Origin of the sequence: Desulfospira joergensenii DSM 10085, from assembly GCF_000420085.1 — a bacterium.
Lineage (GTDB): Bacteria > Desulfobacterota > Desulfobacteria > Desulfobacterales > Desulfobacteraceae > Desulfospira > Desulfospira joergensenii.
This window is the reverse complement of the sequence record NZ_ATUG01000001.1, coordinates 998,667-1,023,254: the sequence shown is the minus strand read 5'-3', so window position 1 is coordinate 1,023,254 and position 24,588 is coordinate 998,667. Positions and strand designations below refer to the sequence as shown.

Sequence of the window (24,588 nt, the reverse complement as noted above, 5' to 3'; positions counted from 1 at the left end):
GCATGAGCCAGGTTGAAGAAAAAACCCGGAAGACAGGGGAAAAAACAAGGGAACACCTGATGGAAAAGTACCGTCAGGCCCCTTCGGGTCCGGGGGTCTATCTGATGAAGAACGGGAAAAACAAGATCATCTATGTGGGCAAGGCCAAAAATTTAAAAAAACGCCTCTCCTCCTATTTCATAAAAAACCGGAACCACGATCCCAAAACCGCCGTCCTCATCTCCATGATCAAGGATTTTGACCTGGTCATCACCGCTTCGGATCACGAGGCCTTTATCCTGGAATCCAATCTGATCAAGGAGCACCGGCCCAAGTACAATGTGATTTTAAAGGACGGGAAAAATTATCCCCTGCTCCGGGTGGATATGAAAGAGGAGTATCCCTCCATCCAGCGGGTCAGGAGGATTCAGGAGGATGCTGCCGTTTATTTTGGCCCCTATTCCTCCTCCCGGAGCGTGAACCAGACCTTAAAGCAGATCCAGAAGATCTTCAAGCTCAGGAGATGCCGGGACTCCCAGTTCAGGAACCGGTCCCGTCCCTGTCTCAACTATCAGATCAAGGCCTGCCTGGGTCTCTGCACCATGACGGTCTCCCCCGGAGTTTACAAACGGAGGGTCAGGGATGCGATCCTCTTTCTCAGGGGAAAGTCCGGCCGGGTTTTGAAAAAACTGGAAGCTGAAATGAAAGCCCATGCCAAGGTCCATGAGTTTGAAAAGGCCGCCCAGGTCCGGGATACCATCTTTGCCATAAAAAATGTCATGGAAAAACAGGCCGTGGTCTGCCCGGACATGCAGGACAGGGATATCTTTGCCCTGGCATCGGACAGGGGCAGGGCCGTGGTCACCGTAATGATGGTGAGGTCCGGCCGCCTCATCGATACGGCCCATTATCCGGCCCATCTGGGGTTCAAGGAAGAGGATGAGATTCTGTCTGCCTTCCTGGATCAGTACTATGAAAAAAGCGGGTTTATCCCCTCGGACATCCTGGTGAGCCGGGAGATGGAAAATCAGACCATCCTTGAACAGAATCTGAAGGAGCGCCGGGGAAAGACGCTTGTGATCCATGTCCCGGCAAGGGGGGAGAAAAAAAGACTCATGGACATGGCCCTGCGCAACGCCTCCCGGGAACTTGAAAAACTTCTGAAAAGGGAAGAAGAGGAACAGGCCTCCATGGTCATGCTTCAGACCCTGCTGGGCATGGAAAAACCGCCGGAACGCATCGAATGCTTTGATAACTCCAACATATCCGGCCAGGATCCGGTTTCCTCCATGGCCGTGTTTACCCATGGCCGTCCGGACAAGGGGGCCTACCGCAAGTATATTATAAAGGATATCCCGTTCCAGGACGATTATGCCTATATGTTCCAGGTCCTTGAGCGCAGGTTTTCAGGTTCCGGAAAGACCATGACCTGGCCTGATCTCCTGGTGGTGGACGGGGGCAAGGGCCAACTCAACATGGCCCTGGCCGTTCTGCGGGACCTGGGCATTGAAAATGAATTTGCCCTGGCCGGCCTGGCCAAGAAAAACGCGGCCAAAGGGGAGACCGAGGACAAAATCTACATCCCGGGCCGGTCCAATCCCCTGAATATCGGCCAGGCCAAAAAAGGACTTTTTCTCCTGGAGCAGGTCCGGGACGAGGCCCACAGGTTTGCCATCAGCTTCCAGAGAAAGCGGCGGGAAAAGCGGGGGAGCCTCTCTGTCCTGGATACGATTCCCGGCATCGGCCCCATGCGGAGGAAAAGTCTTTTGACCCGTTTCAAGGGGATTGAAAAGATGAAAAAAGCCGGTCTGGAAGAGATTGCGGCCCTGCCCGGCATGAATAAGAAGAGCGCCCAAATCCTGATCACCCATCTCAATTCCCAATGAAGAGCAGCTTCAGGTTTCCAGGGAGTCCCAGAAATTGAGCTTTTTCACTTTACAGCCGCTTGTTTACAGTATAGTAGACACTGGTAAATAATAATTCCGCGGAGAAGAGGTATGACAGACAAGTTTGACGAATCGGAAAATATGGATGGGATGAGCTTTGAAGAACTTTTTGAATCCTATGATGAAAAGATAAACCGGGACCTGAAAGAGGGGGATATGGTGGAAGGCCGGATCATATCCGTGGGCAAAACCCGGGTTTATGTGGACACCGGTACCAAGAGCGACGGGGTTGTGGACAAACTGGAGCTTCTGGATGAAAATGGTGAGTTCCCCTACCAGCCGGGGGATGAGGTGAAGCTCTACGTGGTTTCCATGAGCGAGAGTGAAATCATCCTTTCCAAGGCCATATCCGGTGCGGGAAAGGCCGCCATGATCCAGGATGCATTCCAGGCCGGAACTCCTGTGGAGGGAAAGGTGACTGGTGTTGTCAAGGGGGGATTCTCCGTGGATCTTCTGGGGAAAAGGGCCTTTTGTCCGGTGAGTCAGATGGATGTCCGTTACGTGGAAGAGGGGGAAGCCTACCTGGGCCAGTCCCACCATTTTCTCATCACCAAGTACGAAGAAAGGGGCAGGAACATCGTGGTTTCCAGGAAGGAACTCCTCCTTGAGAAGATCAGGGAAGACCAGGAAGCTTTTCTGGCAAAGGTTTCCCAGGGAGATACCGTCCCGGGAACCGTGACCAAGCTCATGTCCTATGGTGCATTCATTGAACTGATTCCCGGGCTGGAGGGCATGGCCCATATATCTGAGCTGAGCTGGTCCCGGGTGGAGAAGCCCGAAGAGATTCTCCGGGCCGGAGATTCGGTGATGGTGAAACTGCTGAAAATAGAAACCCGGGAAAAGGGGGCGCCTAAAATCTCCCTGTCCATCAAGCAGACATCCGACAATCCCTGGGACAGAATGGAAGAAAGCTTTACAGTCGGAGACCAGGTCTCCGGGAAGGTGGTCCGGCTGGCACCCTTTGGCGCTTTTGTGGAGATCGCCCCGGGGGTGGACGGTCTGGTCCATATCAGTGAGATGAGCCATACCCGGAGGGTGCTCAGGCCCGAGGATGCGGTGGAACAGGGAGAAACGGTCCAGGTGGTGATCAAGGCCATTGATATGGACTCCAAGCGGGTTTCCCTGAGCATCAAGGATGCCCTGGGGGATCCCTGGACCGGTGCCGGCGTAAAATATGTCCCGGGCACGGTCATGGAAGGACAGATTGAAAAAAGGGAGCAGTTCGGTCTGTTTATCAACCTGGAGCCGGGAATTACCGGCCTCATGCCCCTGTCCAGCATAAAAAATTCAGCTTCTGCCAAGGAGTATGACAAGCTCAAGCCGGGGGATCCGGTTCAGATCCTGGTCCAGGAAGTGGATGAGGAAAAACGGAGAATGACCCTGGTTCCCCCGGATCAAAAAGACCCGGACAATTGGAAACAATTTGTAAAAACGGAGAAGGCCAGGCCCATGGGAACCCTGGAAAGCGTTCTCCGGGAAGCCATGAAGAAAAATAAATAGCCGCGGGGATGACAAATGGAAAAGACCATCCCCAAGGGGGGAAGCGAGACCATTTTGTTTGTAGATGACGAATCCTATATCGCAGATGTGGGAAAGGAGATGCTGGAGGACTTCGGGTACCGGGTGGATATCATGACCAGCTCAAGACAGGCCCTGGAGTTTTTCAGGGCGGATCCCCTGAGATATGACCTGGTCATCACCGACTATTCCATGCCGGAAATCCCGGGGGATCGTCTGATCGGGGAAATTCAGCGGATCCGGCCCGGGATCCTGGCCATCATGTGCTCCGGGACCAACATGACCCCTGAGATAACGGATAAAGTGAGTCTGGCCCGGGTATTGATCAAACCCTTTGATATGGAAGACCTTCTGGGTACGGTCCGGGATGTTCTGGACCATGGAACCCCATAGCTCAATGAAAACCGGCCTCTTTGTCACAGATTTGGACGGCACCCTGTTTACCGATGAAAAGACCCTGTCCGGAAAAGATTGGCAGACCCTGACCCGCCTCCGGGAAAAGGGGGTGGTAACGGCCATTGCAACGGGCAGGAGTTTTTTTTCCTTTTCCAGGGCAATGGATCAGATCCGGGTTGAGATCAAAGATCTTCCGGTGGATTATCTGATCTTCTCCACCGGTGCCGGCCTCATGTCCCTCCCGGATGAAACCGTCATTGAAAAGCATAGTCTCCAGGGTTCTGATGTAAAGAGGATCTGTGCCTATTTTGATGAAGCCGGATTTGACTACATGGTCCACAGGGCCATTCCGGACACCCCTTATTTTTTATATAAATCCCATGGCCGGGACAATCCGGATTTCAGGACAAGGATCCGGCTCTACCGGGAATTTGCAGCCCCTCTGAACAGTCAAGCTACCCTGTATGAATCGGCAACAGAAGTCCTGGCCGTGGTTCCCGGGAAAATGAATACCCTATTCCTGGACAGGATCCGGTCCGATCTGTCCGGATTCAGTGTGATCCATGCCACCTCTCCCCTGGATCATTCTTCCTCCTGGATTGAGGTCTTTGATAAACAGGTATCAAAAAGCCTTGCCGCCCAGAGACTGACCGACCGGTTGAGGATCAGACGGGAAAGGGTGGCTGCCGTGGGGAATGATTACAATGACCAGGACCTGCTGGCCTGGGCCGGCAGCGGATTTCTCACCGCCAACGGGGCAGGCGATCTTCAATCCTGTTTTACAATAGTGGGTTCCAACAATGAAAGCGGGGTGAGCCAGGCCGCAGAACAGGCCGGTTTCCTGGAATGAAAGCAATATGGGAGGGCGGGGGTTAAATTCTTGCTTTCGTTTTTAATTCCAAGGAATTATACATCAAAATCATTCTCATCCACCCGATTGAGATTCAGGTCGGGATAGAGTTTGTCACAGCAGACCGGGCAGATCCCGTGGGAAAAGACCATATCCACAAAAAAATCTTCCACCTGAACCCATTTACTGCCGTCCTTGACGCTTTTGCAATTGGCACAGATCACCTTCATATCCGTTGACCTGCTGGGCTGTTCCTTAAGAAAATTTTGATATTTTTTTCTCAGTTCAATGAGCTTGGTGACGTCCCTGACAACGGCAATGGCGCCTATGTATCCGTTTCTGTCGTCGAACAGAGGGCTGCAGGCCAGTTCGATATGGACCGGATTCTTCCCGCAGTCAATCATCTGAATTTCGTACCGGCTGGTTTTGCCCTCCCGCCGGACCAGGGTCTGTTCCCGGACGATGCGGAAGCTCTTCTGGGGGGTCAGTTCTTCAAGGTTTTTATTGAGCAGGGCCCTGGAGGAGTAGCCGAGCATCCTGCAGAAGGCCGGGTTGGTAAAGGTGATGTTTTCATGTTCATCCACCGTGAACACCCCCTCTGCCACCTGCTCGGTAATGGTTCTATACCTGGCTTCGCTTTTTTCGAGTCGGATCCTGTACCGGCGGTTTTCTTCGGTTAAATATTTATTCTCCAGGACTTTCCGGATCACATGGTGGACCATGTCCAGGTCTTCAATGGGCTTGGTGATATAGTCTTTTGCACCCATGCGGAGAGCCGCGATAATATCTTTTTTTTCTCCATATCCGGAGATGACGATCATAGGGGTTTCAGGACTTCTGGTGCTGATTTCGTCCATGACCTGGATACCGTTTTTCTGGGGCATTTTCAAATCTGTGATCACCACGTCAATCTGGTCCTTGAAAAAGAGATCAAGCCCGGAACGGCCGTCTTCCGCCCGTAGGACCCGGTACCCCTCGTCTGAAAAAAAAGAGGCAAGACTCTCTCTGACCGAGGGTTCATCATCTATGATCAATATGGTTTCTTGATGCATGGTGACCGGATTGAATGGGTTAATAAATTTTCGCCAACTATATCACGATTTGGAGAAAAGTAAAATCCTTTGGAATCTTATTGTTCTCCCGTCCCGAATCCTTCAGACGGATTCTGATTATCCCATTGGGATCTATTATCGCGTTGCAGGAAAATTTAATCCTTGAAATATTCCAGGGATCCCTTTGGATAAAATATTCCAGGGCTTTGAATGAAAATCAAAATTTTAGGGATGGGAGCTCCCCTTTGCACTCCATTCGGATCAGAGCCCTTGGACCTGTTTCTTCATATCCCGGACCGCCCGGTCCATACCCGTAAGAACCGCCCTTGAGACGATGCTGTGTCCGATGCTGAATTCAGTGATTTCGCCTAAGCCTTTAAAGGCGCTGATGGTGTTGTAACAGATCCCGTGGCCGGCATGGACACCCAGCTTCAGTTTTGCTCCTATCTTGGATGCATCTACGATTCTGGCCATTTCCCTCTGTTTCCGGGACTGGGATTCGGCATCGCAGAACGCCCCGGTATGAATCTCGATTGAATCTGCATCGATTTTGTGGGCGATCTTGATCTGATCCAGGTCGGGATCGATAAAGATGCAGACCTTGATCCGGGCGTTTTTCAGGGTGGACACGGCCTCACGGATGACATCCTGGTGGGTGATCAGATCCAGGCCTCCTTCGGTGGTCAGCTCCTCCCGCTTTTCAGGCACCAGGGTCACGGTATCCGGCTTGATATCCAGGGCGATCCCCAGCATCTCGCTGGTGGCGGCCATTTCCAGGATAAGCCTGGACTGGACCACCTGACGCAGCAACCTGACATCCCTTTCCTGGATATGGCGCCGGTCTTCTCTCAAATGGACGACAATGGCATCTGCTCCGGCGGTTTCCGCTGCAAGGGCGGCCGCTACAGGGTCGGGATATCGGGCTCCCCTTGCCTGCCTCAGGGTGGCTACATGGTCTACATTTACGGCTAATTCTGCCATTTTATAGGTCTCCTTTTTCTAAAATGCGGATAGATTCTGGTTCTCTTCAATCAACCTGAGGAGTTCCAGACTTTTCTTTTCCATGTCCCGGGCCTGTTCCGTTCCCTTTTCATGGTCAAATCCCACCAGGTGGAGAATCCCATGGATGAGAAGCTGGGACATCCTCTCTTCCAGAGCGATACCGGCCTCTCCGGCTTCCCTTTCTGCGGTCTGGGCGGAGATGACCACATCTCCCAGCAGCCCCGGGGAGATGTTACCGAACTCTCCCTCCTGCATGGGAAAGGCCAGGACATTGGTGGGATTTGGAACGTTTCGAAAGGTTTTGTTCAGCTCTTTGATGCCCTTGTCGTCCATGATCACCAGGGATATCTCGCAGGCCTTACAGCCCAAGGCGTTTAAGATCTGTTCTGTTTTTCTGGACAGGGGCTGGCTTTGGACCTTCGGTTTTTGCCGGTTGTCGATCAGAATCTTTTGGGGTTCCATTTTTTTCTTTTTTCTTTTCCTGGGGTTTATCCGTATATTCAATTCGGCTGTGGTAGATGCTGGTCAGAATATTGTTGAAGCTTTTGGCGATCTCGTGGAGGTCCTTGAGGGTGAGTTCGCATTCCTCCAGCTGACCGTCGGCAAAGATGTCATTGATCAGCCCTTTGACACGGCCCTGGATCCTTGCCGGGGTAGGACGCTCAAGAGCCCTGACCGCGGCCTCTACCACGTCCGCCAGCATGACGATGCCGGCCTCCCGGGTCTGGGGTTTGGGCCCCGGATATCTGAAATCTTCTTCATTGACATTATCTTTGCCGGAACTCAGGCTTTTATTGTAAAAATATTTGATCAGGGAGGTTCCGTGGTGCTGGATAATGCCTTCAATGACCTCATTGCCCAGCTTGTGTTTTCTGGCCAGTTCCACCCCTTTTTTGACATGCTGAATCAGGATCAGGGCGGACATGGACGGAGAGAGCTTGTCATGCCGGTTCTTGCCGTCGGCCTGATTTTCAATGAAGTACATGGGTTTGTTCAGCTTGCCGATGTCATGGTAATACCCCATGACCTTGGCCCGGAGTCCGGAGGCGTTGATGGCGGACGCGGCCGCCTCGGCCAGGGTGGCAACGATGAGACTGTGGTTGTAAGTACCCGGGGCCTCAATCATCAGCTTTTTAATCAGGGGCTGGTCCAGGTTGGAAAATTCAAGAAGCTTGGTTTCGGTGGTGTAATTGAACAATAGCTCAATGAGGGGGGTGAATCCGATGGTCAGGGTGGCGGCCAGGAGGCCTCCGCAAAAGGCCAGAAGAATTTCCCTTGCCAGGACAATGGGATCGGGCTGGGCCAGGGAATAAAACCCCAGGGCAATGGCCAGGGTGACGTTGAACAGGGCCAGCTTGAATCCGGCCATGATGAAATTTTTCCGCTCCTGCCTCTCCCGGATCCAATAGGCCGCGGTGATGCTGCTTAAAAGAAAGAAGAGCAGAACCTGGAAGCTGCCGCCAAAGGAGAGACTGGCCATTACGGAGAGGACCAGGGTGAAGTAGAGGGCAATGTCGAATCCCAGAAAAAGGCAGACGATCATGGCTGCCCCGGGAACCGGGATAATCATGTAAAAGGAGGTGGACGCGATTTCCCAGGCCGCATCCGGATTGGCTGAACGGGCCAGGTAAATGGCCGTCTGCACAAAGGCGAGGTAGAGAACCAGGCCCAGGGCCAGAAAGATCATGTGCTTGTTGTGATCTTTTTGTAATTTTTTATGGTCTTTAAAAAACAGGAAATAGGAGATCAGGATCAGGGAGAGGGTGATCATGGCAATGCCGGTGACGGACATGGTCACATCTTTTTCTTCGACCTGATCCTCCAGGGCGTGGAGTTTGATGAGCCGGATCTTATCCACCAGCTCCCCCTCCCTGAGGATCATTTCTCCGGCTTTGATCTGGTACATGACCGGTTTGATTCCGGACTGGGTCTCTAAAATCCTTTTTTCGGTTTCGCTTTTGTTCAGGGTGATATTGGGCTGGAGGAGCTGCTGGCAGATATCCACGATCAGGTTGGACAGATTGTAGTTCACCTTTTTCAGCAGGGGTTCTCCCTCTATCCTGACCATGGCCTTTGCCTGATCCGGTCCGTAAAAGACCTTGAGGTTGTTTACGATTTTTTCTTCCCGGGTCTGGATGGTTCTCAGGATGATGCCCTTGTTCTCTTCCCTGAGCAGGATCTCCTTGTTGCCCACAATGCCGTTGGACAGGACCTTGTCCATGATGGTTTTTATCTTTTCACTGATATCCCGGGAAAATCTGTACTTGTATAAAACATTGTAGGCCCCTTTGCTGATCTGGATTCCCAGCTTTTCTTCAAAGGCCGGTTTGGTTTCCAACACCATGGCAAAGGTCGGGTCCGGGGCATTATCGGGGGATTCGCTGTCCGAGGTCCCGTCAAACAAAGCCCGGCCGATCCGGATGGCCTCATCCACATTGGATGAGATGTCCTTGAGCAGCCCGGCATCAAAGTCATAGACAATCCTCACTGTGTCCTTGACCTGGTCTTTTTTTTCCTGGGTGACCTCTTTATCTTCAATAAAAAAGTCTTTGTGGGCCTTGATATCTCTTTTTGCCACGTCTCCAATTTCATAGGAAAAGGAGACCTTTTTCTGTTCCGGGGGAACCTGAAACAGGGTAAAAAGGGCTGTGACAGAGAGGAGCATGAACCAGAGCAGATAGGGGGTGGTCAAAAGAAAATCCCCGGCCTGTTTCAGCCCGGTATCATTTTTTGTTTTTTTCATAGGCGTCTATAATCTCTGAGACCAGACGATGCCTTACCACATCATCCTTGGTAAAATAGAGGAAATCTATTCCCTTTATGCGGGTCAGGATCTTGCCGGCCTCAACCAGCCCCGAGCGTTTGCCGCCCGGGAGATCAATCTGGGTGATATCTCCTGTTATAATGGCCTTTGACCCGTATCCGATCCGGGTTAAAAACATCTTCATCTGTTCGGAGGTTGTGTTCTGGGCCTCGTCCAGGATGATGAAAGCATTGTTCAAAGTTCTGCCCCTCATGAATGCAATGGGGGCAATTTCAATGGTTTCCTGTTCAATATAGGCCCTGGCCTTTTCAAAATCAAGCATGTCGTAGAGGGCATCATAAAGGGGCCTCAGATAGGGATTGATTTTATCGGCCAGATCACCGGGAAGAAACCCCAGGGCTTCTCCGGCCTCAACCGCGGGCCGGGTCAGGATGATTTTTCTCACATCCCCCCGGGAAAAGGCCGCCACGGCCATGGCCATGGCAAGATAGGTTTTTCCGGTTCCGGCAGGACCGATGGAGAAGAGAATGTCATTGGATTGAATGGCATTGACATAGGCGTTCTGGGCCGGGTTTCTGGGGGCAATGGCCCGGTTCCTGGCCGTTACAAAGACCGTATTTGAAAATATGGCCTTCAAAGAGGCCCCTTTGTCCTTTTTCAGGGTGGAGACGGCCGCATCCACGTCTGCCGGTGTCAGATCAAAATTATCCTCCAGGAGTTCATAGAGCTGGATCAGTATCCTGCGGGCAAGATCCGCATCCTTTGGGGCGCCTGAAATGGTCAGTTCACTCCCCCTGGAGTTGATATCCAGGTTAAAATGCTGGGATAGTTTTTTCAGGTGAATATTATGAAAACCGAACAGCTTCCTGGCAAGAGCCGGGTTTTTAAACTCAAGATTTTTCATGGGGTATAAAGTGCATTTTATTTGAAAAAAGGTCAATAAAAATCTTGACTGGAAAAATGCTTACCTGCTAATTGTGGATCTTTTAAGACAGGTGAAATAAAGGAGACAAATGAACGGATTTGACGTGCTTGTCCTGGTGATCCTTGCGGTCTGCCTGGTCCTGGGGTCTTTTAAGGGATTGATCCGTGAGGTTTCGGGCATCATCGGGGTGATTGCGGCCTTTTACGGGGCCAACACCTATTTCAACCATCTCACCCCTTATCTTGAGGATTTTATTCAGGCGCCCTGGGTAAGGAATCTGGTCTGTTTCTTTGTCCTGTTCTGTGTCATCCTGACCCTTGTCGGCCTTTTGGCCGCATTGATCCGAAAATTTCTCCACCTTGTCTTTCTGGGATGGGTGGACCGGAGCTTCGGGTTTGTTTTTGGAGCGGCCAAGGGTATCCTGATCGTCTCGGTTATCTTTATCATGTTCACGGTATTTATACCGGGCAGCGGATCTTATCTGGCCGGTTCCAGAACAGCGCCCTATCTGGCCAAGGTTTCAAATGCAATGATCGTTTTTGTTTCCAAGGGGATGAAATCTGATTTTTTCAGGCAGTTGAAAGGAATGAAGACAAAGTGGAAACAATAGCACCGATTCTGGAAATCATCAGGACCCTCAGGGGAGAAAACGGGTGTGCCTGGGACCGGAACCAGACGCCTCTGACCATGTGGAAATGTCTGGCCGAAGAAGTGTATGAACTCCAGGAGGGCCTGGTGAAAAAGGACAGGCTCAATATCTGTGAAGAACTGGGGGATGTGCTGTTCCAGGTTGTATTTATCATGGAGATCTTCCACGAGGCCGGGGAGATTCCCATTGACCAGGTCGTTGACCGGGTGGCCCAAAAGATGATCCGCCGCCATCCCCATGTTTACGATACTGCCGTGGTGAATACAGAAGAAGAGCTTCACCGGCAGTGGGAAGAGATAAAAACCCTTGAAAAGGCGGAAAATTCTGCAAAGCCGGAAAAGGGCAGGCCGTCGGCCCTGGATTCCGTGCCCCAGGGAATGCCCGGGCTTTTACGGGCCATGAAGGTGTCAAAGTGTGCGGTAAAGGAGGGGTTTGACTGGGAAAATATCCAGGGAGTCCTGGATCAGGTCAAAGAAGAGATCCAGGAGTTTGAAACCGCCCTTAAACAGGGAGACCTGGATGAAACCGCACTGGAATTCGGAGATATCCTCTTTTCCCTGGTCAATGTGGCAAGATTTGCCGGGTTTCATCCGGAAACCGCCCTGGGGCAGTCCACCTCAAAATTCGAAACCCGGTTCAGACTCATGGAAACCATGCTGGCCAAAGACGGAGTGACTCTCAAGAGCCTGTCCCAGGAAGACAAGGATGCTTACTGGGACCGGGCAAAAGAAAAAGAGAAAAGGAGTTAGCTTAGATAATCTCCCCGCTGGAATTTAATGTATTCATTCTGGGCCGTCACCGCTGTCCGGGTGGCAATCTCTTTTAAGTCGGATTCCTCCTGACCCAGGGATTCGGTTTCTTTCAAAAGGGCGGAGGCATTTTCGTTCAGTTCCTCAACCACAGGTGCCATGCTTTTCAGGGAGATCCCCGGGTCTTCCAATTGGGCGGCAAGAGTATCAAGAAGCCCCAGCAGTTTGTCTGTTTCTCCCGTTACAATGGAGGATTGCCCCTGGATCTGGACATAGGCAGATTCAATTTCCTCCAGGGCCGGTGAAGATGTCGTCCCCATTTCACTTGCCTCCGTTTTGTCAATGGCTTTGGAAAGCGCATCCTTAAAGGCATCAGTATTCTGGTCTTTTGAGGGCTTTTTTTCGGCTCCCCCCAAGGTCTGTGCAGATTCGTTTATTTGATTGATGTTCACCATTGTCATCTCCTTGTCTCTTGGCTGCCAGTATGTCAAAAATAAATGCAAGGGCCATACCAAGATGCAGCTTTTAAGGAAAACTGGCTGAAAAGCCTGTAAAACGGGTCTGTTAAAAAAAATAGGGCAAGTCAGGATCTGACCGGGCCGGAGAAAATAGGGAAAAAATTGCTGTTCTAGGTCAGTTCGTCCGTAATGGAACCGATCATTTTTTCCGCGATCTGTTCGGCATTGATATTGTACTGGTTGGCCTGGACCTGGTCCTTGATTTCCTTGAGGCGTTCAGTCCGGTCTTCCGGCTCGGTTTCCATTGCCTGGCTTATCTTCTGGAGGTCCCGGGTTTTTTCGGAAAGATTGATGCTGTCGGTCTTGGTTTCAAGGGCGTCCGATTCAACAGCAGCCTTCTCCGGATTGGCCTTGGCTGCCGTGTTGGTATAGGTTTGGTTGATGTAATCCAAAGAGGAATTTGATATTTTCATGATGTAATCTCCCTAAGACTCCATGTTGTTGTCAGCGACCTGGCGGGCCAGTTCAGTCATCCGTTTCAATACGAATTTTGAATCTTCCACTGACAGGGTCTTGGACACCTTGTTGTTGTCCTTGTCAACGGCCGTATAGGTAAATTGATTTTTATCCCGGGTGAAATTTATTTTTTTCCCCAGTTCTTTTTCGATCTGATCGGTAATCTGGGCCTCACTCTTTTCCTTTGGCCCCTCGGTAATGATCTTATCAACGATATTGGCGGCAACCTTGTCTATAATGGCCTGGCGTTTGCCTTCCGAGGAGATGCTCACGCTGTCGGCAGATGCTTCGTTGGAACTGATAAATTTATTCCGGGTCAGGATTTTTCCCTGGCTGAGCTGCCTGGAATACACCTTCAGAACGTTTTGTATCTGATATGAGGGTATCTGCATTTAATTTTCTCCTTGAACTCCCTATCGGAAAGGGAAAATTAAAACTTTAAATTTTTTTTTAATCGTCAAAATCTCCCTCAGGACCCTTGTCTGAATCCATTTTCGCCGCCTTTTCCAGGATTTTTTCCCGGGTCCATTCCTGGTCTGACTCTATTTTTTTTGCCTTGCTTCCCGGGTTATGGGATTGGGTTTTTAAAATCTCCTCTATAACAATGGGTGCGGTATCCCCGGCATTGAATACATCCTTGAGAAGGGTGTAAACAAAGTCTTCCACTCCCTTGGCCATACGCTCCCGGATCTCTGCAGACTGGGCCAGGAGACCGGATTCAAAGGGAAGGTTCAGTTTTTTGAAATCGCCGCCCTTAAGCCCTTTGGTTTTGGCATGGTCCAGCATCCGGGTCCACATCTCCGGGGAAACCCCCATCTCCTCCTGCTTGATAAACTGAGAGTTCTCATCCAGGATGGCATTTCCGTAATCGTTTACCTTAAGTCCCCAGGAGATCATCTGAAGGGCCGTGGCCACATTGGCTTTGGTGGTCCGGGTTTTGGAGGCGATTTCCCTGAGCCGGTCTGAATTGTTCCCCGAGGTTCCGTGCTGGGCCCCGGAAATCTGATACTTGGAAAGCGCCTCATGGATCTGGGCCGTAAGATCGACATTGATACCGGCATCATTCTGCTCAATTCCGTGGGTGGTGCCGTTGTTCAGGGCGATCCAGTCCGGGAAAATATTGTGGGCATTGAGTCCCTGGATGAGGAACAGGGCTTCCTCGGTGGTGGAGAGTCCCAGTTTTCCCTTGATTTCCCCCACCTCGGTTTCAAGACCTGCCCAGTCCGGGATATAGGGGCTGAGCTCGATATTGGCCAGTAGATTCTGGTCATCCGGCATGTGGGAGGCATCTATGGCAATGGAGGTGATTCCCGCATCAAACAGGGACTGGATCTCGGGTTTGGCCGGTTCAATATCTGCCGGGGTCTTTATACCGAAATGGTCGGCGTGGATGGCCACGGGGACGGTGATGCCCAGTTCGTTCATGGCCGCATCGGTGATCCGGGCGATGTTCCATAGATTTACGGCACAATAGGCCTGGGTTCCGCCTTCAGATCGTGCAATCTCTATGATGATGGCTGCATTGGCCTTTTGGGCCGCTGCCAGGGCGCCCCTGATCACGAAGGAACTTCTTCCGTTGGCGGCAATGGTCATGCAACTGCCTTTCCTGAGCATGGCCTGGTCTACGTATTTGCCGCTGACGATCAGGGCCTTGGAGTTGGGGAATATCTTTTTTACGTTGGGCGGCCTGCCGTAATCAAGGGCAGACAGAAAATCTTCCGAATATTGGATAGATGAATTCATACTAGTTTACTCCTTATCTTTTGGGGGGTTATCAATGTCTCCCTTAAAGAGCTTCGGATACCGCCGGATCAAGATCGAAGATGCGTGCTGAACACTTGGGTTAACCTGTCCTCTTTCTGTCACGAAAGCAGCGTAAAATCAAGAAAAATTGGATAATGAATAGTCATTCATGATCTGTTTTTCCGGGAGAGATCTGGATAAAAAATATTTATCCGCAGGATTTCTATTTTATAAGCAATTGAAAATTAATGATTTATTCTCATTTAGCCTTGTGGATATTATAATTTCATTTGGCTTGACATTTATGAAAAACTAATGTTAGATAATGAATGATTATTCATTTAACTGGCTGGGTACACGGATCAAGCGATCCCCGCCGCCGAACCAGGAAAGGTGCTGAAAGCTTGCAGAAAAATAAAACGGAAAAATATCATAAGATCCTTCATAGTGCCGGTGCTGTATTTGCGGAATTCGGGTTTCACAAGGCAACCATATCCCAGATTGCCGCCCAGGCCGGTGTGGCCGACGGCACCCTCTACCTTTATTTTAAGAACAAGGATGACATTCTTTACCAGTTCATCAGTTTTAAGACGGAAATCGTTTTTCAGAAGATGAATGAGGCCGTGAAGTCGGGCCGGAATGCCGAGGATAAATTGAGGAACCTGATCCGCTGCCATTTGGCAGAATTCCAGAACGACAAACACATGGCCATCATCTTCCAGTCCGAGGTCAGGTACCTAAGGGACATTGAATCCCAGATCAAGGATATCTCCAAAATGTATCTGGACCTGTTGTCGGATATCATCGAACTGGGACAGATCGAGGGCTCCATGCGCCAGGACCTTTTTGTGGGGCTGGTCAAGCGGTTTATCCTGGGGGCTGTGGAAGGGGTCATCAACACCTGGGTCACGGCCGAGGGACGGTATGATCTTGTGGCCATGGCCGATCCCCTGGTGGACCTTTTCTTAAGCGGCGTCCGGGGCCGGGTAAACGGCAGTTAGTAGATAAATTTGATAAATTTGCTGAATCAGGCTTTTTGCTTGACGGCGATCTCCATGTTTACTAAAGCAATTTGAGTTCAAATTTAATGAATTTTAAAAAATTATTTTGGAGGAATAAAAACCATGGATTCAATCATTGGTCCGGCAAGTTATAAATTGTTCGGTTTTTTCCCGACTTTTATCCTGTCCGTTGCTTTGCCCATAGCCGGTGTGGGTCTCTTCGCCTATATCATGGCCCGGCGCGTGGCGCCCCTGGTCAGGTCCGCCCCTGATCATCGGTTCGACCATATTTTCCAGCGTGTGAAAAACCTGGTGGTTGTCTGGCTGGGTCAGATCCGCCAGCCCCGGTATATGCTGGCCGGAGTGCTTCACATCATCATCTTTGCGGGGTTTCTGGTTCTCTCCATCCGGTCTTCCTCCCTGGTCATCATCGGGATGTCCGACGGGTTTGTCCTGCCCGGATTCGGAGGGGTGCTGGGCCATGTGTATAATTTTTTCAAGGACTATGCCGCCACCCTTGTTCTCATCGCCTGTATCGTTGCCGGAATCCGCAGGGGAATCTACAAGCCCAAACGGTACGACGTACCGGCAAAATACGGGAAAGACCATACGGCCGAGGCTGTTTTTGTCCTGGGGGTCATCTCCACCCTCATGATTTCGGAAAGTCTGTTTGAAGCCTCTGAAATCGCCTATGAGTTTCACCACACCGGCCAGATTCATTTTCTGGCTCCCCTGTCCCTGGTATGGATTTTCAGCCGGCTTTTGACATCCTCTTCACCTGAATTTCTGCAGGGGCTTCATATTTTCATGTACTATGTCCATGATCTTGCTTTTTTCTTTTTTCTCTGCTTTCTGCCTTTGGGCAAACATTTCCATGTGATTACCTCCATATTCAACGTATTTTTCATGCGGGTGCAAAAGGGAAATATCAAGCCTGTCCGCCACGGGGTAGAGGATGAGGAACTGGATGACCTGGAATCCTTCGGAGTCAAGAAACTGGAGGATTTTACCTGGAAGCACATGCTTGATTTTTATTCCTGCGCCGACTGCGGACGCTGCAGCGACCATTGCCCGGCCAATGCCGTGGGAAGACCCCTGTCCCCCCGGTTCATCACCATCAAGGCCAGGGATCTCATATTTAAGAACTATCCTTTGTCCGGTGAAATTTATAAGAGCAACCTCCTGGTGGAGGACATCTATACCGAGGACGAAATCTGGTCCTGCACCACCTGTGGGGCCTGTGAAGAAGAGTGTCCCCTGGGGATCGAGTACATCGATAAGATGGTGGACCTGAGAAGGGGAATGGTGGACGAAGGCATGGTGCCCCAGTCCCTGCAGAAACCCCTCAAGGCCCTGGAAAAACGCGGCAACCCCTATGGCAAGATGGAAAAGAAACGGGCTGACTGGGCCGGTGACAAAGAGTTCAAGGCCAAGCATGCGGTGAAGAACCTGGCCAAGGACAAGGCCGACACCCTATATTTCGTGGACAGCATCACTTCCTATGACGACAATATCCAGGAAATCGCGAGAAGAACCTCTATCATCCTGGAAAAGGCCGGAGTGGATTTCGGAATTCTGGCCAAGGAGGAAAAGGACTCCGGCCATGAGGTGCTCCGGTTCGGCGAGGAAATGCTGTTCCAGGACCTCAAGGAACAGAATACCGAGGCCATCCTGGAATCCGGGGTGACCAATATCGTGACGGCTGATCCCCACGCCTACAATGCCCTGAAAAACGATTACAAGGGCCTGCCGCAGGTGAAACACATCAGCCAGGTGGTGGCCGAGAAGATCACCAGTGGCCAGCTCACCCTTAAACCCTGTACCAGCCCGGACAAGACCTATGTCTACCATGATCCCTGCTACCTGGGACGTCACAACGGAGTATACGAAGATCCCAGGGCTGCCCTGGATGCCATTGACGGCCTGACCCGGGTGGAATTGGAAAAGAGCCGGGACCGGTCCTTCTGCTGCGGCGGCGGAGGGCTCATGCTCTTTTACGAGCCCGAAGAAGAGACCCGGATGGGGGTGCTGAGGGTGAATATGGCTGCCGAGGCCGGGGCCGATGTCATTGTTACGGCCTGCCCCTTCTGCCTGGTGAATATCCAGGATGCCATCAAGGTGGCGGGAAAGGAAGGGGAGATGGAGGCCATGGACTTTACACAATTGATTGAACAACATTTATAGATAAAAAGAACGGGCCAGTTTGCCGGCCCGTAAAATCAAAGGAGGCGACAATGGAAATTTTAGTATGTGTCAAGCGGGTTCCGGATACGGCTGAGAACGAATTTGAGCTGAATTCCGCAGGCAACGACCTTGACCGTGACGATTTGGTTTATTCGGTAAATGAATGGGATAACTACGCGGTGGAAGAGGCAATCCAGATTGTGGACGACAAAGGCGGCAGCGTTACCGTGATCACCGTGGGGGATGATGAGTCCGAAGAGGTGTTGCGCCGGGAAATGGCCATGGGTGCCGACAACGGCATTCTGCTCACCGATGACGCCTTTGAAGGGTCGGACGGAATGGGCATCGCAGCCATTCTCAAGGCTGAAATCGAAAAGGGAAGCTACGATCTGATCCTGACCGGAGCCCAGGCCGATGAAGGAGCCGGCCAGGTAGGGGGAATGCTGGCGGCCATGCTGGACCTTCCCTATGCGTCCCTGGTCAACAAGATTGAGGTTGTGGACGACAAGACCCTGAAAGTGGGCCGGGAAATCGAAGGCGGAAACCAGGAGATGAACGAGATCTCTCTGCCTGCGGTTCTTTCCATCCAGACCGGTATCAACGAACCCCGCTATGTCGGGATCCGGGGCATCCGAAAGGTGGCCAAGGTGGAAATTCCGGAAAAATCAGCCTCAGACCTGGGGCTGGACGCCGGCAGCATAGGGGAGGCAGGAGCCAAGACCAAACGCGTGGACTATTTTGTACCCGATCTCGGGGACGGAGCTGAAATGCTCGAGGGCTCCACCGAAGAGATCATTGAAAAGCTCATTGAAAAACTGAAAGCCAACGGAGGACTCTAATCATGACACAGATCTATGCATATATTCCATTTAAGAACGGCAGTGCAGAAGATGTGGCCCTGGAGTTCCCTGCCGCTGCAAAGAAGATCGATGAAGCCGCTTCCCTGACCGCAGTGGTCACCGGTTCCGGCGCCGATCTGGACAAGGTGGCCGGGGAAATGGCCAAGATCTATGGTGAAGTCATCAAGATCGACCATGCCGATCTGGCCTATCCCAACGGGGAGATTATCCGCAAAGCCCTGACCCATGTCCTCCCGGCTGATGCCGTTGTCCTGGTCGGCCATGATACCCTGGGCATGGACCTGGCTCCAGGCCTGTCCGTGAAAATGGGCTCTGCCTATGCCGCAGATATCGTTGATTTTCAGGGCGTGGACGGGTCTGTTCTCAAGGCGGTCCGCCAGGAACTGGGCGGTGCGGTTTCCACCCATGTGACGATTGATATTTCAGCCGGCGCCGTCATGACCATTCGGCCGGGCTCTTTTGCTCCGGTTGACGGGGCCGATGCCGGCGGATCCGTTGTGGATAAATCCGGGGAAGCCGGAGACCTTTCCTCCAGCCGGAAGTTTCTGGAAGTGGTGGAGGCGGAAGCCGGGGATGTGGATATCACCAAGTCCGACGTCCTGGTCTCCATCGGACGGGGAATTGAGGATGAGGAAAACATCGAAGTGGCCCAGGAACTGGCCGATGCCATGAAGGCCGTTGTCTCCTGCTCCCGGCCCATCGTGGATGCCAAATGGCTGGAAAAATCCCGCCAGGTCGGGACCTCGGGTCAGACCGTCAAACCCAAAGTCTACATGGCCATGGGGATTTCCGGCTCCTTCCAGCACATGGGCGGGATCAAGGGCAATCCCTTTATCGTGGCCGTGAACAAGAATCCCAAGGCCCCCATCTTCCAGGTGGCTGACCTGGGAATCGTCGAGGATATCCTTGCGTTCATGCCCGAACTCACCGAGGCCATTGAAGATCTCTAAACCGGTCTAAACCAGCACGATCAGCAAAAGGGTCCTGGATTCCAGGGCCCTTTTTCCGTTTTGGGGCAGATGATTTCCCTTGACTTCAGGGAAGAGAAATCGTTTATACTATTTTCAAATCATTGCCCCATTTTTTACAAAGGGTTTGGGGCGGTAACACCCATTAAAATGCTTCAAATTTTGATAAGACAATATTTACCCCGATTCAGGTGCATCCGGATTCTTTCCCTTCTGGTCTGTATGCTGGGTTTTGCCCATTCCCTGTCCGCCGCTGAAAACAATAAAATCGGAAAAATCTCCTTTGCCAGTTCTGAATGGCAGCCTTTTTCCTATGAAGACCGGGGCGAAAGAAAAGGGTTATACATTGATATCCTGAAACAGGTCTTTGAGGTTGAACTGGGCGGGGAACTCCATTGTCAGTTTTCACCATGGAAAAGGGCCCAGCTCAAAGTAAAAACCGGGATTGCGGATTTCCTGGTCACCGTGCCCACGGACAAGCGCCTTGAATATGCCATAAAAAGTGAGCACCCCATTCTCCAGCTCTACCTCTATGTATACACCTACAAAGACCATCCCAGACTGGATGCCATCCAGACCATCTCTTCCGGCATGGATATCAAGCGATTAAACCTGACGCCCGTGACCAATTTTGGAAATGGCTGGCATAAAAACAATATTGATAAGTATGGTGTTAAAACCATATATGTTCCCAATGAGGAGAACGCCTTTCGTTTTCTGGCCCTTAAACGGGCGGACATCACCATCGAACCCCTCTATGCCGCCAGTTTCCAGATTAAAAATTACGGACTGACAGATAAGATCCTTCCCACCCGGGCCAGATTCGGTCCCATTGTCTTTCATCTGCTCCTGAGCAAAAAATCCCCCTATGCCGGGAAAATAAAAGAGATAGACCGGGCCATTGGAAAGGTGATTGCCTCCCCCGGGTACCGGGAAATCCTGGAGCAATACGAAAAAATCAACTAGGGCCGAGGCTGTTGAATTTCAGATCCCATGCCCAGTTCCAAAAGCCGCATGGATTTTTTTTGGCAGAAATTGCATTTTTTTTGTCATTGCAGCCTTTTACTGAATCCTCCATACTCTTTTCAAATCAATGAGGAAGAATTGACTCCAGAGGCGTTGACCCGTGACCCATAAAATTGAATTCATTGTATTCCCGGATGCGTTGGGACTGGATATCACAGGTCCCCTGGAGGTCTTTCACACCGCGTCCCAGGTCCTTGAAAGACGGGGAAAGAAAAATTCGGGATACCAGACCCGGTTTACCGGTATCCAAAAAGGACCGGTTGCCTTGAGTTCCGGCCTTGAGGTTGTGGCGGATTCGGATCTCAATGATCCCATTTCCTCGGATACTTTGCTGATTCCCGGGGGCAGCGACAGGGAAGGCCCAATCAATGATTCCGGATTCATGGCATATATCCGGGCAAGGGCAGACCGGGCCAAGCGGATCGTATCGGTCTGCGAAGGCGCCTTTATCCTGGCGGCCGCCGGAATTCTGGACGGAAAAAAAACCACCACCCACTGGGCATCGGCCGAAGACCTGGCCAGGGCCTATCCCGATGTAAAGGTCGATTCAGAGGCGATCTTCACCCGGGAGGGCCGGATCTATACCAGTGCCGGGGCCACGGCAGGGATTGATCTGGCCCTGGCCCTGGTGGAGGAGGATTTCGGCATGGACCTTGCTCTGGAAGTGGCCCGGCTCCTGGTCCTCTATTTTCGGCGCCCGGGATCCCAGGCCCAGTTCAGCCAGCCGTTAAAGGCCCAGGAAGCGGCAGGAGCCCGGTTCGCAAAACTTCATAACTGGCTGATTTCAAATCTGGATCAGCCCGTTTCCGTGGAGGACATGGCCGGATATGCCGCCATGAGCCAGCGCAACTTTGCCCGGGTCTTTAAATCCTCCACCGGGATGACCCCGGGCAGATACCTGGAGCGCCTGCGCCTGGACCGGGCCCGGGAGATCATCGGCACCTGTCCAGATTCCCTGGAAACCATTGCCGTGGACAGCGGATTCGGCCGGGAGGAAAGGCTTAGAAGGGCTTTTGTAAGGCGTTTCGGCATCACCCCCTCCCAGTACCGGCTCCACTTTATGGAGTAACCCGGTTACCCATGATTCAATGAAGGAGAACCCATGAAAATTCAACTGATCCGAAATGCAACCATGAAAATCACCTATGCAGGACAGACAATTCTCACTGACCCCATGCTCTGTCCCAGGCACGGGGTAAGGTCCTTTGCCGGCATCGAGGAGAATCCCATTGTCGATCTTCCCCTGGACATGGAAGAGATCCTGGAAGGGATCGACAGTGTCATGGTCTCCCATCTTCATCCGGATCATTATGAAGAGACCGCCGAGGAGGTTCTGCCCAGGAATATCCCCATTTTCTGCCAGCCCGGAGACAGATCCCGGTTTGATCAGGTCGGATTTACAAAGGTCTTCCCGGTTACAGGCTCCCATATCTGGGAAGGGATCACCCTGACCCGGACCGGGGGAAAACATGGAAAAGGTGAAATCCTGGAACGCATGGGAGAGGTGTCCGGGTTTGTCTTCCAGGCCCCGGGAGAGCCTACGATCTACTGGGCAGGGGACACCATCTGGTGCCGGGAAACGGAAACCGCGATTCAAACCCATTGTCCGGACATCATCATCACCCATTCCGGAGGCGCAACCCTGCCTGGTTTTGATCCCATCATCATGGATTCGGACCAGACCCTGGAGGTGCTCAATGTAGCCAAAAAGGCTGTTGTTGTGGCCGTCCACATGGAAGCCCTGGACCATTGCCCGGTTAAGCGGGCGGATCTGCGCAGGGCAGGGGATAAGGCCGGGGTTGCTTCCTCCCGTCTGGTGATTCCGGCAGACGGGGAAACACTTACATTTTAAGCTCTTTTGATCTTCGGCTGCACCGGAACATGACCTGCCCGGACAGGAAATATAGTTTTCATTTTCCCGGTGGATTCGTTGTATAAAAAATCAAAGACAGGAGAAATTACCAGCAATGGTGCTGCTGCCGGAGTTTGTGGGCGCACCCAGGTTTTTTTTGTTGATTTTTGGGGGAATAGAAAGGATAATCTTCAGTTCAATCGATTGTCAGATAATACTAAAATCTTCATCATGGCCGAAAATAGGTATCAATACACTTCGGCCTAAGCGGGTTCAATGGAATGAAAAACTGTGACATGGAAGAACGCTTGCAACCACTTAGTCCTAGAGCATGAACCGAGCTGTTCCGGCAGAACCAAGTGTTCCCCGCTTGCAATGAAATCGAAAATAAGGGTACTCTCCAATAAACTTGGTTTTCGTAAAATTTTTACCTCAAAAATGATGAAATATAAAAAGCGTGTATGAAATATATTCCTCCATATGTAATTTCGGGATTTATTGGGTCTTTTTTGGTCAGTTTGATGTCTTTGATTCATCATTCATTTGTTTTAAAAATACCGAACACACCAAAATCATTCATTATCCCTGTAGCCGTTGGTTTTGTATCCGGAATATCAATACAATATTTTAAAACAAAGTGGGAAAATGAGGCCATTGAAAAAGAGAATACAAAACTTGAAACGCTTAGAGAAGTAACAGGTGCAGTTTGCCATGAGTTAAATCAGCCTTTAATGGTTATTAATGGGTATCTTGAAATGTTAATTGAGGATTTTTCCGAAAAAGATATAGGGCACAAAAATATCATGGAAATTCAAAAGCAAACAAAGCGTATTTCTGACTTGATAGATAAAATGACTGAAATGAACGATTATGTGACCAAACCGTATCTATCAGGAAAAATAGTCGATATCGAACAATCCTATATCGAAAAATAAGAGCAAACCCCAATAACCATCCGTTTATTACCCTATCATCCCAAGTCTCCTTCCATAAAAAACCGGGCTGTCAAAAGGGAAGAGAAAAATCTTGTCTCTGTCGGCAAGGGGGTTTTCTTGTGATTGAATAGATATCATATCAATCTAATTTCAACAGGACACCAGGATTGCTGATAGGTCATTTTCGATTTTCGGCGGGACATTCGTGCTGACTCCATGGCAGATGAAGGACAAATCAGATCATTCATCTATATATCTGGAGGCCAATACCAGTTCATGGGCCAGGATGGGGTTGTCCAGGCTGCAGTCATCCTTGTTCCAGTTGTCCTGGGCCCGGCGGATGAAAAAGACCCCTTTGGGATAGGGTTTTGCTGCAAACATCTCCTGGATGGCCATGAGACCGTCACACAGATAGCGGTTGCAGATGTGGGACCGCATCTCCTTTGGCAGGCTGCAGCCTGAAGCCGTGTGGTTCACGCAGGAGTCCTTGAAGTTTTTTTCAGGCAGGAAGCCAGTATAGGCATCCATAACATTCTCAGGGCTTTCATCCGGATGCTTCTCCATAACCCGGGAAATCGTTTCCGGTTTCAGAAAGGCGTGGTCCCCGCCGGCTTTGCAGCATCCTCCTCTGCAGATGGAGCAGGCCTTGATCTGAAAGGCCTGTTCGAGCTTTGAAGGGGGATTTCCGGGATGGTCCGGTTCTTCTGCAGGGGGGACAGAAAGCGGATCGGAAACCACTTCACAGATCAACTCTGAGACATGGGTTCGAAAGGCCTGTCTTCGAAATGCGGGAAGGTCCTCTATCTTTTTGGCATTGGTGGGGATCACCGAAAAGGGATATTCCTCCGGGTTGAGACCCAGTTCTTCTTTTACGCTCCTTGTCCAGCAGGCAAGGTTTTCCCGGGTCTCTTTTGCCTTTTTCTCCTCCATCTTTTTCCGGATGACCGTCACATACTCAATGGTCTTCTTTGCCTGCCCGGCCTGGAGCCGGAAAAAGAGGTCATAGGCTTTTTTGCCCATGTGCTGCTTTTTGCCCAGGACGTGCTTGCACTCAGCCCTGAGGCATAAGGGCTCGGAATCCCGGGAGAAAAAATGGGCCGGTTGTCCGCAGACCATGCACAAGGGTTCGGTCCCCGGTTGGACTCGACCTGGAGGTTTCATTCAATTGTCTTCCATACCTGGAAATCCGTCCTTTTCGGGCAGGTGGACATGAAG

Annotated in this window: 24 protein-coding genes; 14 read left to right on the top strand and 10 right to left on the bottom strand. The window is 51.2% G+C overall.

Features of this window, described 5'->3' with window-relative positions; translation table 11 throughout:
• The first annotated feature begins 2 nt into the window (after window positions 1–2).
• The 4 genes from uvrC (at window position 3) to F608_RS0105095 (ending at window position 4,689) form a co-directional block, all read left to right on the top strand.
• Window positions 3–1,865 (top strand): excinuclease ABC subunit UvrC, encoded by a 1,863-nt coding sequence (gene uvrC / locus F608_RS0105110; protein WP_022664545.1) that lies wholly within the window; start codon window positions 3–5, stop codon window positions 1,863–1,865.
• Window positions 1,866–1,976: 111 nt separating this feature from the next.
• On the top strand, window positions 1,977–3,425 hold the full coding sequence (locus F608_RS0105105; protein WP_022664544.1) for a 30S ribosomal protein S1: 1,449 nt from the start codon (window positions 1,977–1,979) through the stop codon (window positions 3,423–3,425).
• 15 nt (window positions 3,426–3,440) lie between these two features.
• Entirely contained in the window at window positions 3,441–3,836 is a 396-nt protein-coding gene (locus F608_RS0105100; protein WP_022664543.1) for a response regulator, read from the top strand.
• Entirely contained in the window at window positions 3,823–4,689 is an 867-nt protein-coding gene (locus tag F608_RS0105095; protein WP_027362494.1) for an HAD family hydrolase, read from the top strand. The genes F608_RS0105100 and F608_RS0105095 overlap by 14 nt, the downstream gene beginning before the upstream one ends.
• 56 nt (window positions 4,690–4,745) lie before the next feature.
• On the opposite strand, the gene F608_RS0105090 is transcribed toward F608_RS0105095, so the two are convergent.
• From F608_RS0105090 to F608_RS0105070, 5 genes are all read right to left on the bottom strand, one after another.
• The gene (locus tag F608_RS0105090; protein WP_244154241.1) at window positions 4,746–5,723 is read right to left on the bottom strand and encodes a response regulator; all 978 of its coding nucleotides are present in this window, start codon (window positions 5,721–5,723) and stop codon (window positions 4,746–4,748) included.
• 279 nt (window positions 5,724–6,002) lie between these two features.
• A complete protein-coding gene (locus F608_RS0105085; RefSeq protein WP_022664540.1) occupies window positions 6,003–6,722 on the bottom strand; it encodes a pyridoxine 5'-phosphate synthase in 720 nt (239 codons plus the stop codon).
• A gap of 18 nt (window positions 6,723–6,740) precedes the next feature.
• The gene (gene ybeY / locus F608_RS0105080; protein WP_022664539.1) at window positions 6,741–7,205 is read right to left on the bottom strand and encodes an rRNA maturation RNase YbeY; all 465 of its coding nucleotides are present in this window, start codon (window positions 7,203–7,205) and stop codon (window positions 6,741–6,743) included.
• On the bottom strand, window positions 7,102–9,486 hold the full coding sequence (locus F608_RS0105075; protein WP_022664538.1) for an HD family phosphohydrolase: 2,385 nt from the start codon (window positions 9,484–9,486) through the stop codon (window positions 7,102–7,104). The genes ybeY and F608_RS0105075 overlap by 104 nt, the downstream gene beginning before the upstream one ends.
• Window positions 9,467–10,411 carry a PhoH family protein gene (locus tag F608_RS0105070; protein ID WP_027362492.1) on the bottom strand — a complete coding sequence of 315 codons (945 nt, stop codon included), beginning with the start codon at window positions 10,409–10,411 and terminating at the stop codon, window positions 9,467–9,469. Before F608_RS0105070 ends, F608_RS0105075 begins: the two co-directional genes overlap by 20 nt.
• A gap of 109 nt (window positions 10,412–10,520) precedes the next feature.
• Between F608_RS0105070 and F608_RS0105065 the strand changes: the two genes are divergently transcribed.
• A complete protein-coding gene (locus F608_RS0105065) occupies window positions 10,521–11,042 on the top strand; it encodes a CvpA family protein (RefSeq protein ID WP_022664536.1) in 522 nt (173 codons plus the stop codon).
• A complete protein-coding gene (mazG, locus tag F608_RS0105060; RefSeq protein WP_022664535.1) occupies window positions 11,030–11,830 on the top strand; it encodes a nucleoside triphosphate pyrophosphohydrolase in 801 nt (266 codons plus the stop codon). Before F608_RS0105065 ends, mazG begins: the two co-directional genes overlap by 13 nt.
• Here the strand turns inward: mazG and F608_RS0105055 are convergent.
• The 4 genes from F608_RS0105055 to F608_RS0105040 form a co-directional block, all read right to left on the bottom strand.
• Window positions 11,827–12,285, bottom strand: a complete 459-nt coding sequence (locus tag F608_RS0105055) for a hypothetical protein (protein WP_022664534.1) — start codon at window positions 12,283–12,285, stop codon at window positions 11,827–11,829. The genes mazG and F608_RS0105055 overlap by 4 nt on opposite strands.
• A gap of 173 nt (window positions 12,286–12,458) precedes the next feature.
• Window positions 12,459–12,761: a flagellar biosynthesis anti-sigma factor FlgM gene (gene flgM / locus F608_RS0105050; RefSeq protein ID WP_022664533.1), complete on the bottom strand. Its 303-nt coding sequence runs from the start codon at window positions 12,759–12,761 to the stop codon at window positions 12,459–12,461.
• A 12-nt stretch (window positions 12,762–12,773) separates the two neighbouring features.
• A complete protein-coding gene (locus tag F608_RS0105045; protein ID WP_022664532.1) occupies window positions 12,774–13,196 on the bottom strand; it encodes a DVU0524 family FlgM-associated protein in 423 nt (140 codons plus the stop codon).
• Window positions 13,197–13,254: 58 nt separating this feature from the next.
• Complete coding sequence (locus tag F608_RS0105040) at window positions 13,255–14,547, bottom strand: class II fructose-bisphosphate aldolase (RefSeq protein WP_022664531.1); 1,293 nt, start codon at window positions 14,545–14,547, stop codon at window positions 13,255–13,257.
• 404 nt (window positions 14,548–14,951) lie between these two features.
• Here F608_RS0105040 and F608_RS0105030 point away from each other — a divergent pair, with 404 nt between their 5' ends.
• From F608_RS0105030 to F608_RS0104985, 8 genes are all read left to right on the top strand, one after another.
• Window positions 14,952–15,548 (top strand): TetR/AcrR family transcriptional regulator, encoded by a 597-nt coding sequence (locus tag F608_RS0105030; RefSeq protein WP_022664529.1) that lies wholly within the window; start codon window positions 14,952–14,954, stop codon window positions 15,546–15,548.
• A 123-nt stretch (window positions 15,549–15,671) separates the two neighbouring features.
• Entirely contained in the window at window positions 15,672–17,732 is a 2,061-nt protein-coding gene (locus F608_RS0105025) for a (Fe-S)-binding protein (protein ID WP_022664528.1), read from the top strand.
• A gap of 50 nt (window positions 17,733–17,782) precedes the next feature.
• Window positions 17,783–18,571 (top strand): electron transfer flavoprotein subunit beta/FixA family protein, encoded by a 789-nt coding sequence (locus F608_RS0105020; protein WP_022664527.1) that lies wholly within the window; start codon window positions 17,783–17,785, stop codon window positions 18,569–18,571.
• Window positions 18,572–18,573: 2 nt separating this feature from the next.
• On the top strand, window positions 18,574–19,542 hold the full coding sequence (locus tag F608_RS0105015) for an electron transfer flavoprotein subunit alpha/FixB family protein (RefSeq protein ID WP_022664526.1): 969 nt from the start codon (window positions 18,574–18,576) through the stop codon (window positions 19,540–19,542).
• A 168-nt stretch (window positions 19,543–19,710) separates the two neighbouring features.
• Window positions 19,711–20,526: a substrate-binding periplasmic protein gene (locus tag F608_RS0105010; protein ID WP_161626819.1), complete on the top strand. Its 816-nt coding sequence runs from the start codon at window positions 19,711–19,713 to the stop codon at window positions 20,524–20,526.
• A 160-nt stretch (window positions 20,527–20,686) separates the two neighbouring features.
• Window positions 20,687–21,655 carry a GlxA family transcriptional regulator gene (locus F608_RS0105000; protein ID WP_022664523.1) on the top strand — a complete coding sequence of 323 codons (969 nt, stop codon included), beginning with the start codon at window positions 20,687–20,689 and terminating at the stop codon, window positions 21,653–21,655.
• 33 nt (window positions 21,656–21,688) lie between these two features.
• Window positions 21,689–22,438, top strand: a complete 750-nt coding sequence (locus F608_RS0104995) for an MBL fold metallo-hydrolase (protein WP_022664522.1) — start codon at window positions 21,689–21,691, stop codon at window positions 22,436–22,438.
• 461 nt (window positions 22,439–22,899) lie between these two features.
• A complete protein-coding gene (locus tag F608_RS0104985; RefSeq protein ID WP_022664519.1) occupies window positions 22,900–23,373 on the top strand; it encodes a histidine kinase dimerization/phospho-acceptor domain-containing protein in 474 nt (157 codons plus the stop codon).
• A 240-nt stretch (window positions 23,374–23,613) separates the two neighbouring features.
• On the opposite strand, the gene F608_RS0104980 is transcribed toward F608_RS0104985, so the two are convergent.
• Window positions 23,614–24,534 carry a hypothetical protein gene (locus tag F608_RS0104980; protein WP_153307448.1) on the bottom strand — a complete coding sequence of 307 codons (921 nt, stop codon included), beginning with the start codon at window positions 24,532–24,534 and terminating at the stop codon, window positions 23,614–23,616.
• Window positions 24,535–24,588 lie beyond the last annotated feature (54 nt).

Excerpts from the sequence above, each read along its gene's own strand:
- uvrC (WP_022664545.1), top strand. The coding sequence starts at position 3 with ATGAGCCAGGTTGAAGAAAAAACCCGGAAGACAGGGGAAAAAACAAGG.
- F608_RS0105105 (WP_022664544.1), top strand. The coding sequence starts at position 1,977 with ATGACAGACAAGTTTGACGAATCGGAAAATATGGATGGGATGAGCTTT.
- F608_RS0105100 (WP_022664543.1), top strand. The coding sequence starts at position 3,441 with ATGGAAAAGACCATCCCCAAGGGGGGAAGCGAGACCATTTTGTTTGTA.
- F608_RS0105095 (WP_027362494.1), top strand. The coding sequence starts at position 3,823 with ATGGAACCCCATAGCTCAATGAAAACCGGCCTCTTTGTCACAGATTTG.
- F608_RS0105085 (WP_022664540.1), bottom strand. The coding sequence starts at position 6,722 with ATGGCAGAATTAGCCGTAAATGTAGACCATGTAGCCACCCTGAGGCAG.
- ybeY (WP_022664539.1), bottom strand. The coding sequence starts at position 7,205 with ATGGAACCCCAAAAGATTCTGATCGACAACCGGCAAAAACCGAAGGTC.
- F608_RS0105075 (WP_022664538.1), bottom strand. The coding sequence starts at position 9,486 with ATGAAAAAAACAAAAAATGATACCGGGCTGAAACAGGCCGGGGATTTT.
- F608_RS0105070 (WP_027362492.1), bottom strand. The coding sequence starts at position 10,411 with ATGAAAAATCTTGAGTTTAAAAACCCGGCTCTTGCCAGGAAGCTGTTC.
- F608_RS0105065 (WP_022664536.1), top strand. The coding sequence starts at position 10,521 with ATGAACGGATTTGACGTGCTTGTCCTGGTGATCCTTGCGGTCTGCCTG.
- F608_RS0105055 (WP_022664534.1), bottom strand. The coding sequence starts at position 12,285 with ATGGTGAACATCAATCAAATAAACGAATCTGCACAGACCTTGGGGGGA.
- flgM (WP_022664533.1), bottom strand. The coding sequence starts at position 12,761 with ATGAAAATATCAAATTCCTCTTTGGATTACATCAACCAAACCTATACC.
- F608_RS0105045 (WP_022664532.1), bottom strand. The coding sequence starts at position 13,196 with ATGCAGATACCCTCATATCAGATACAAAACGTTCTGAAGGTGTATTCC.
- F608_RS0105040 (WP_022664531.1), bottom strand. The coding sequence starts at position 14,547 with ATGAATTCATCTATCCAATATTCGGAAGATTTTCTGTCTGCCCTTGAT.
- F608_RS0105025 (WP_022664528.1), top strand. The coding sequence starts at position 15,672 with ATGGATTCAATCATTGGTCCGGCAAGTTATAAATTGTTCGGTTTTTTC.
- F608_RS0105020 (WP_022664527.1), top strand. The coding sequence starts at position 17,783 with ATGGAAATTTTAGTATGTGTCAAGCGGGTTCCGGATACGGCTGAGAAC.
- F608_RS0105015 (WP_022664526.1), top strand. The coding sequence starts at position 18,574 with ATGACACAGATCTATGCATATATTCCATTTAAGAACGGCAGTGCAGAA.
- F608_RS0105010 (WP_161626819.1), top strand. The coding sequence starts at position 19,711 with ATGCTTCAAATTTTGATAAGACAATATTTACCCCGATTCAGGTGCATC.
- F608_RS0104995 (WP_022664522.1), top strand. The coding sequence starts at position 21,689 with ATGAAAATTCAACTGATCCGAAATGCAACCATGAAAATCACCTATGCA.
- F608_RS0104985 (WP_022664519.1), top strand. The coding sequence starts at position 22,900 with ATGAAATATATTCCTCCATATGTAATTTCGGGATTTATTGGGTCTTTT.
- F608_RS0104980 (WP_153307448.1), bottom strand. The coding sequence starts at position 24,534 with ATGAAACCTCCAGGTCGAGTCCAACCGGGGACCGAACCCTTGTGCATG.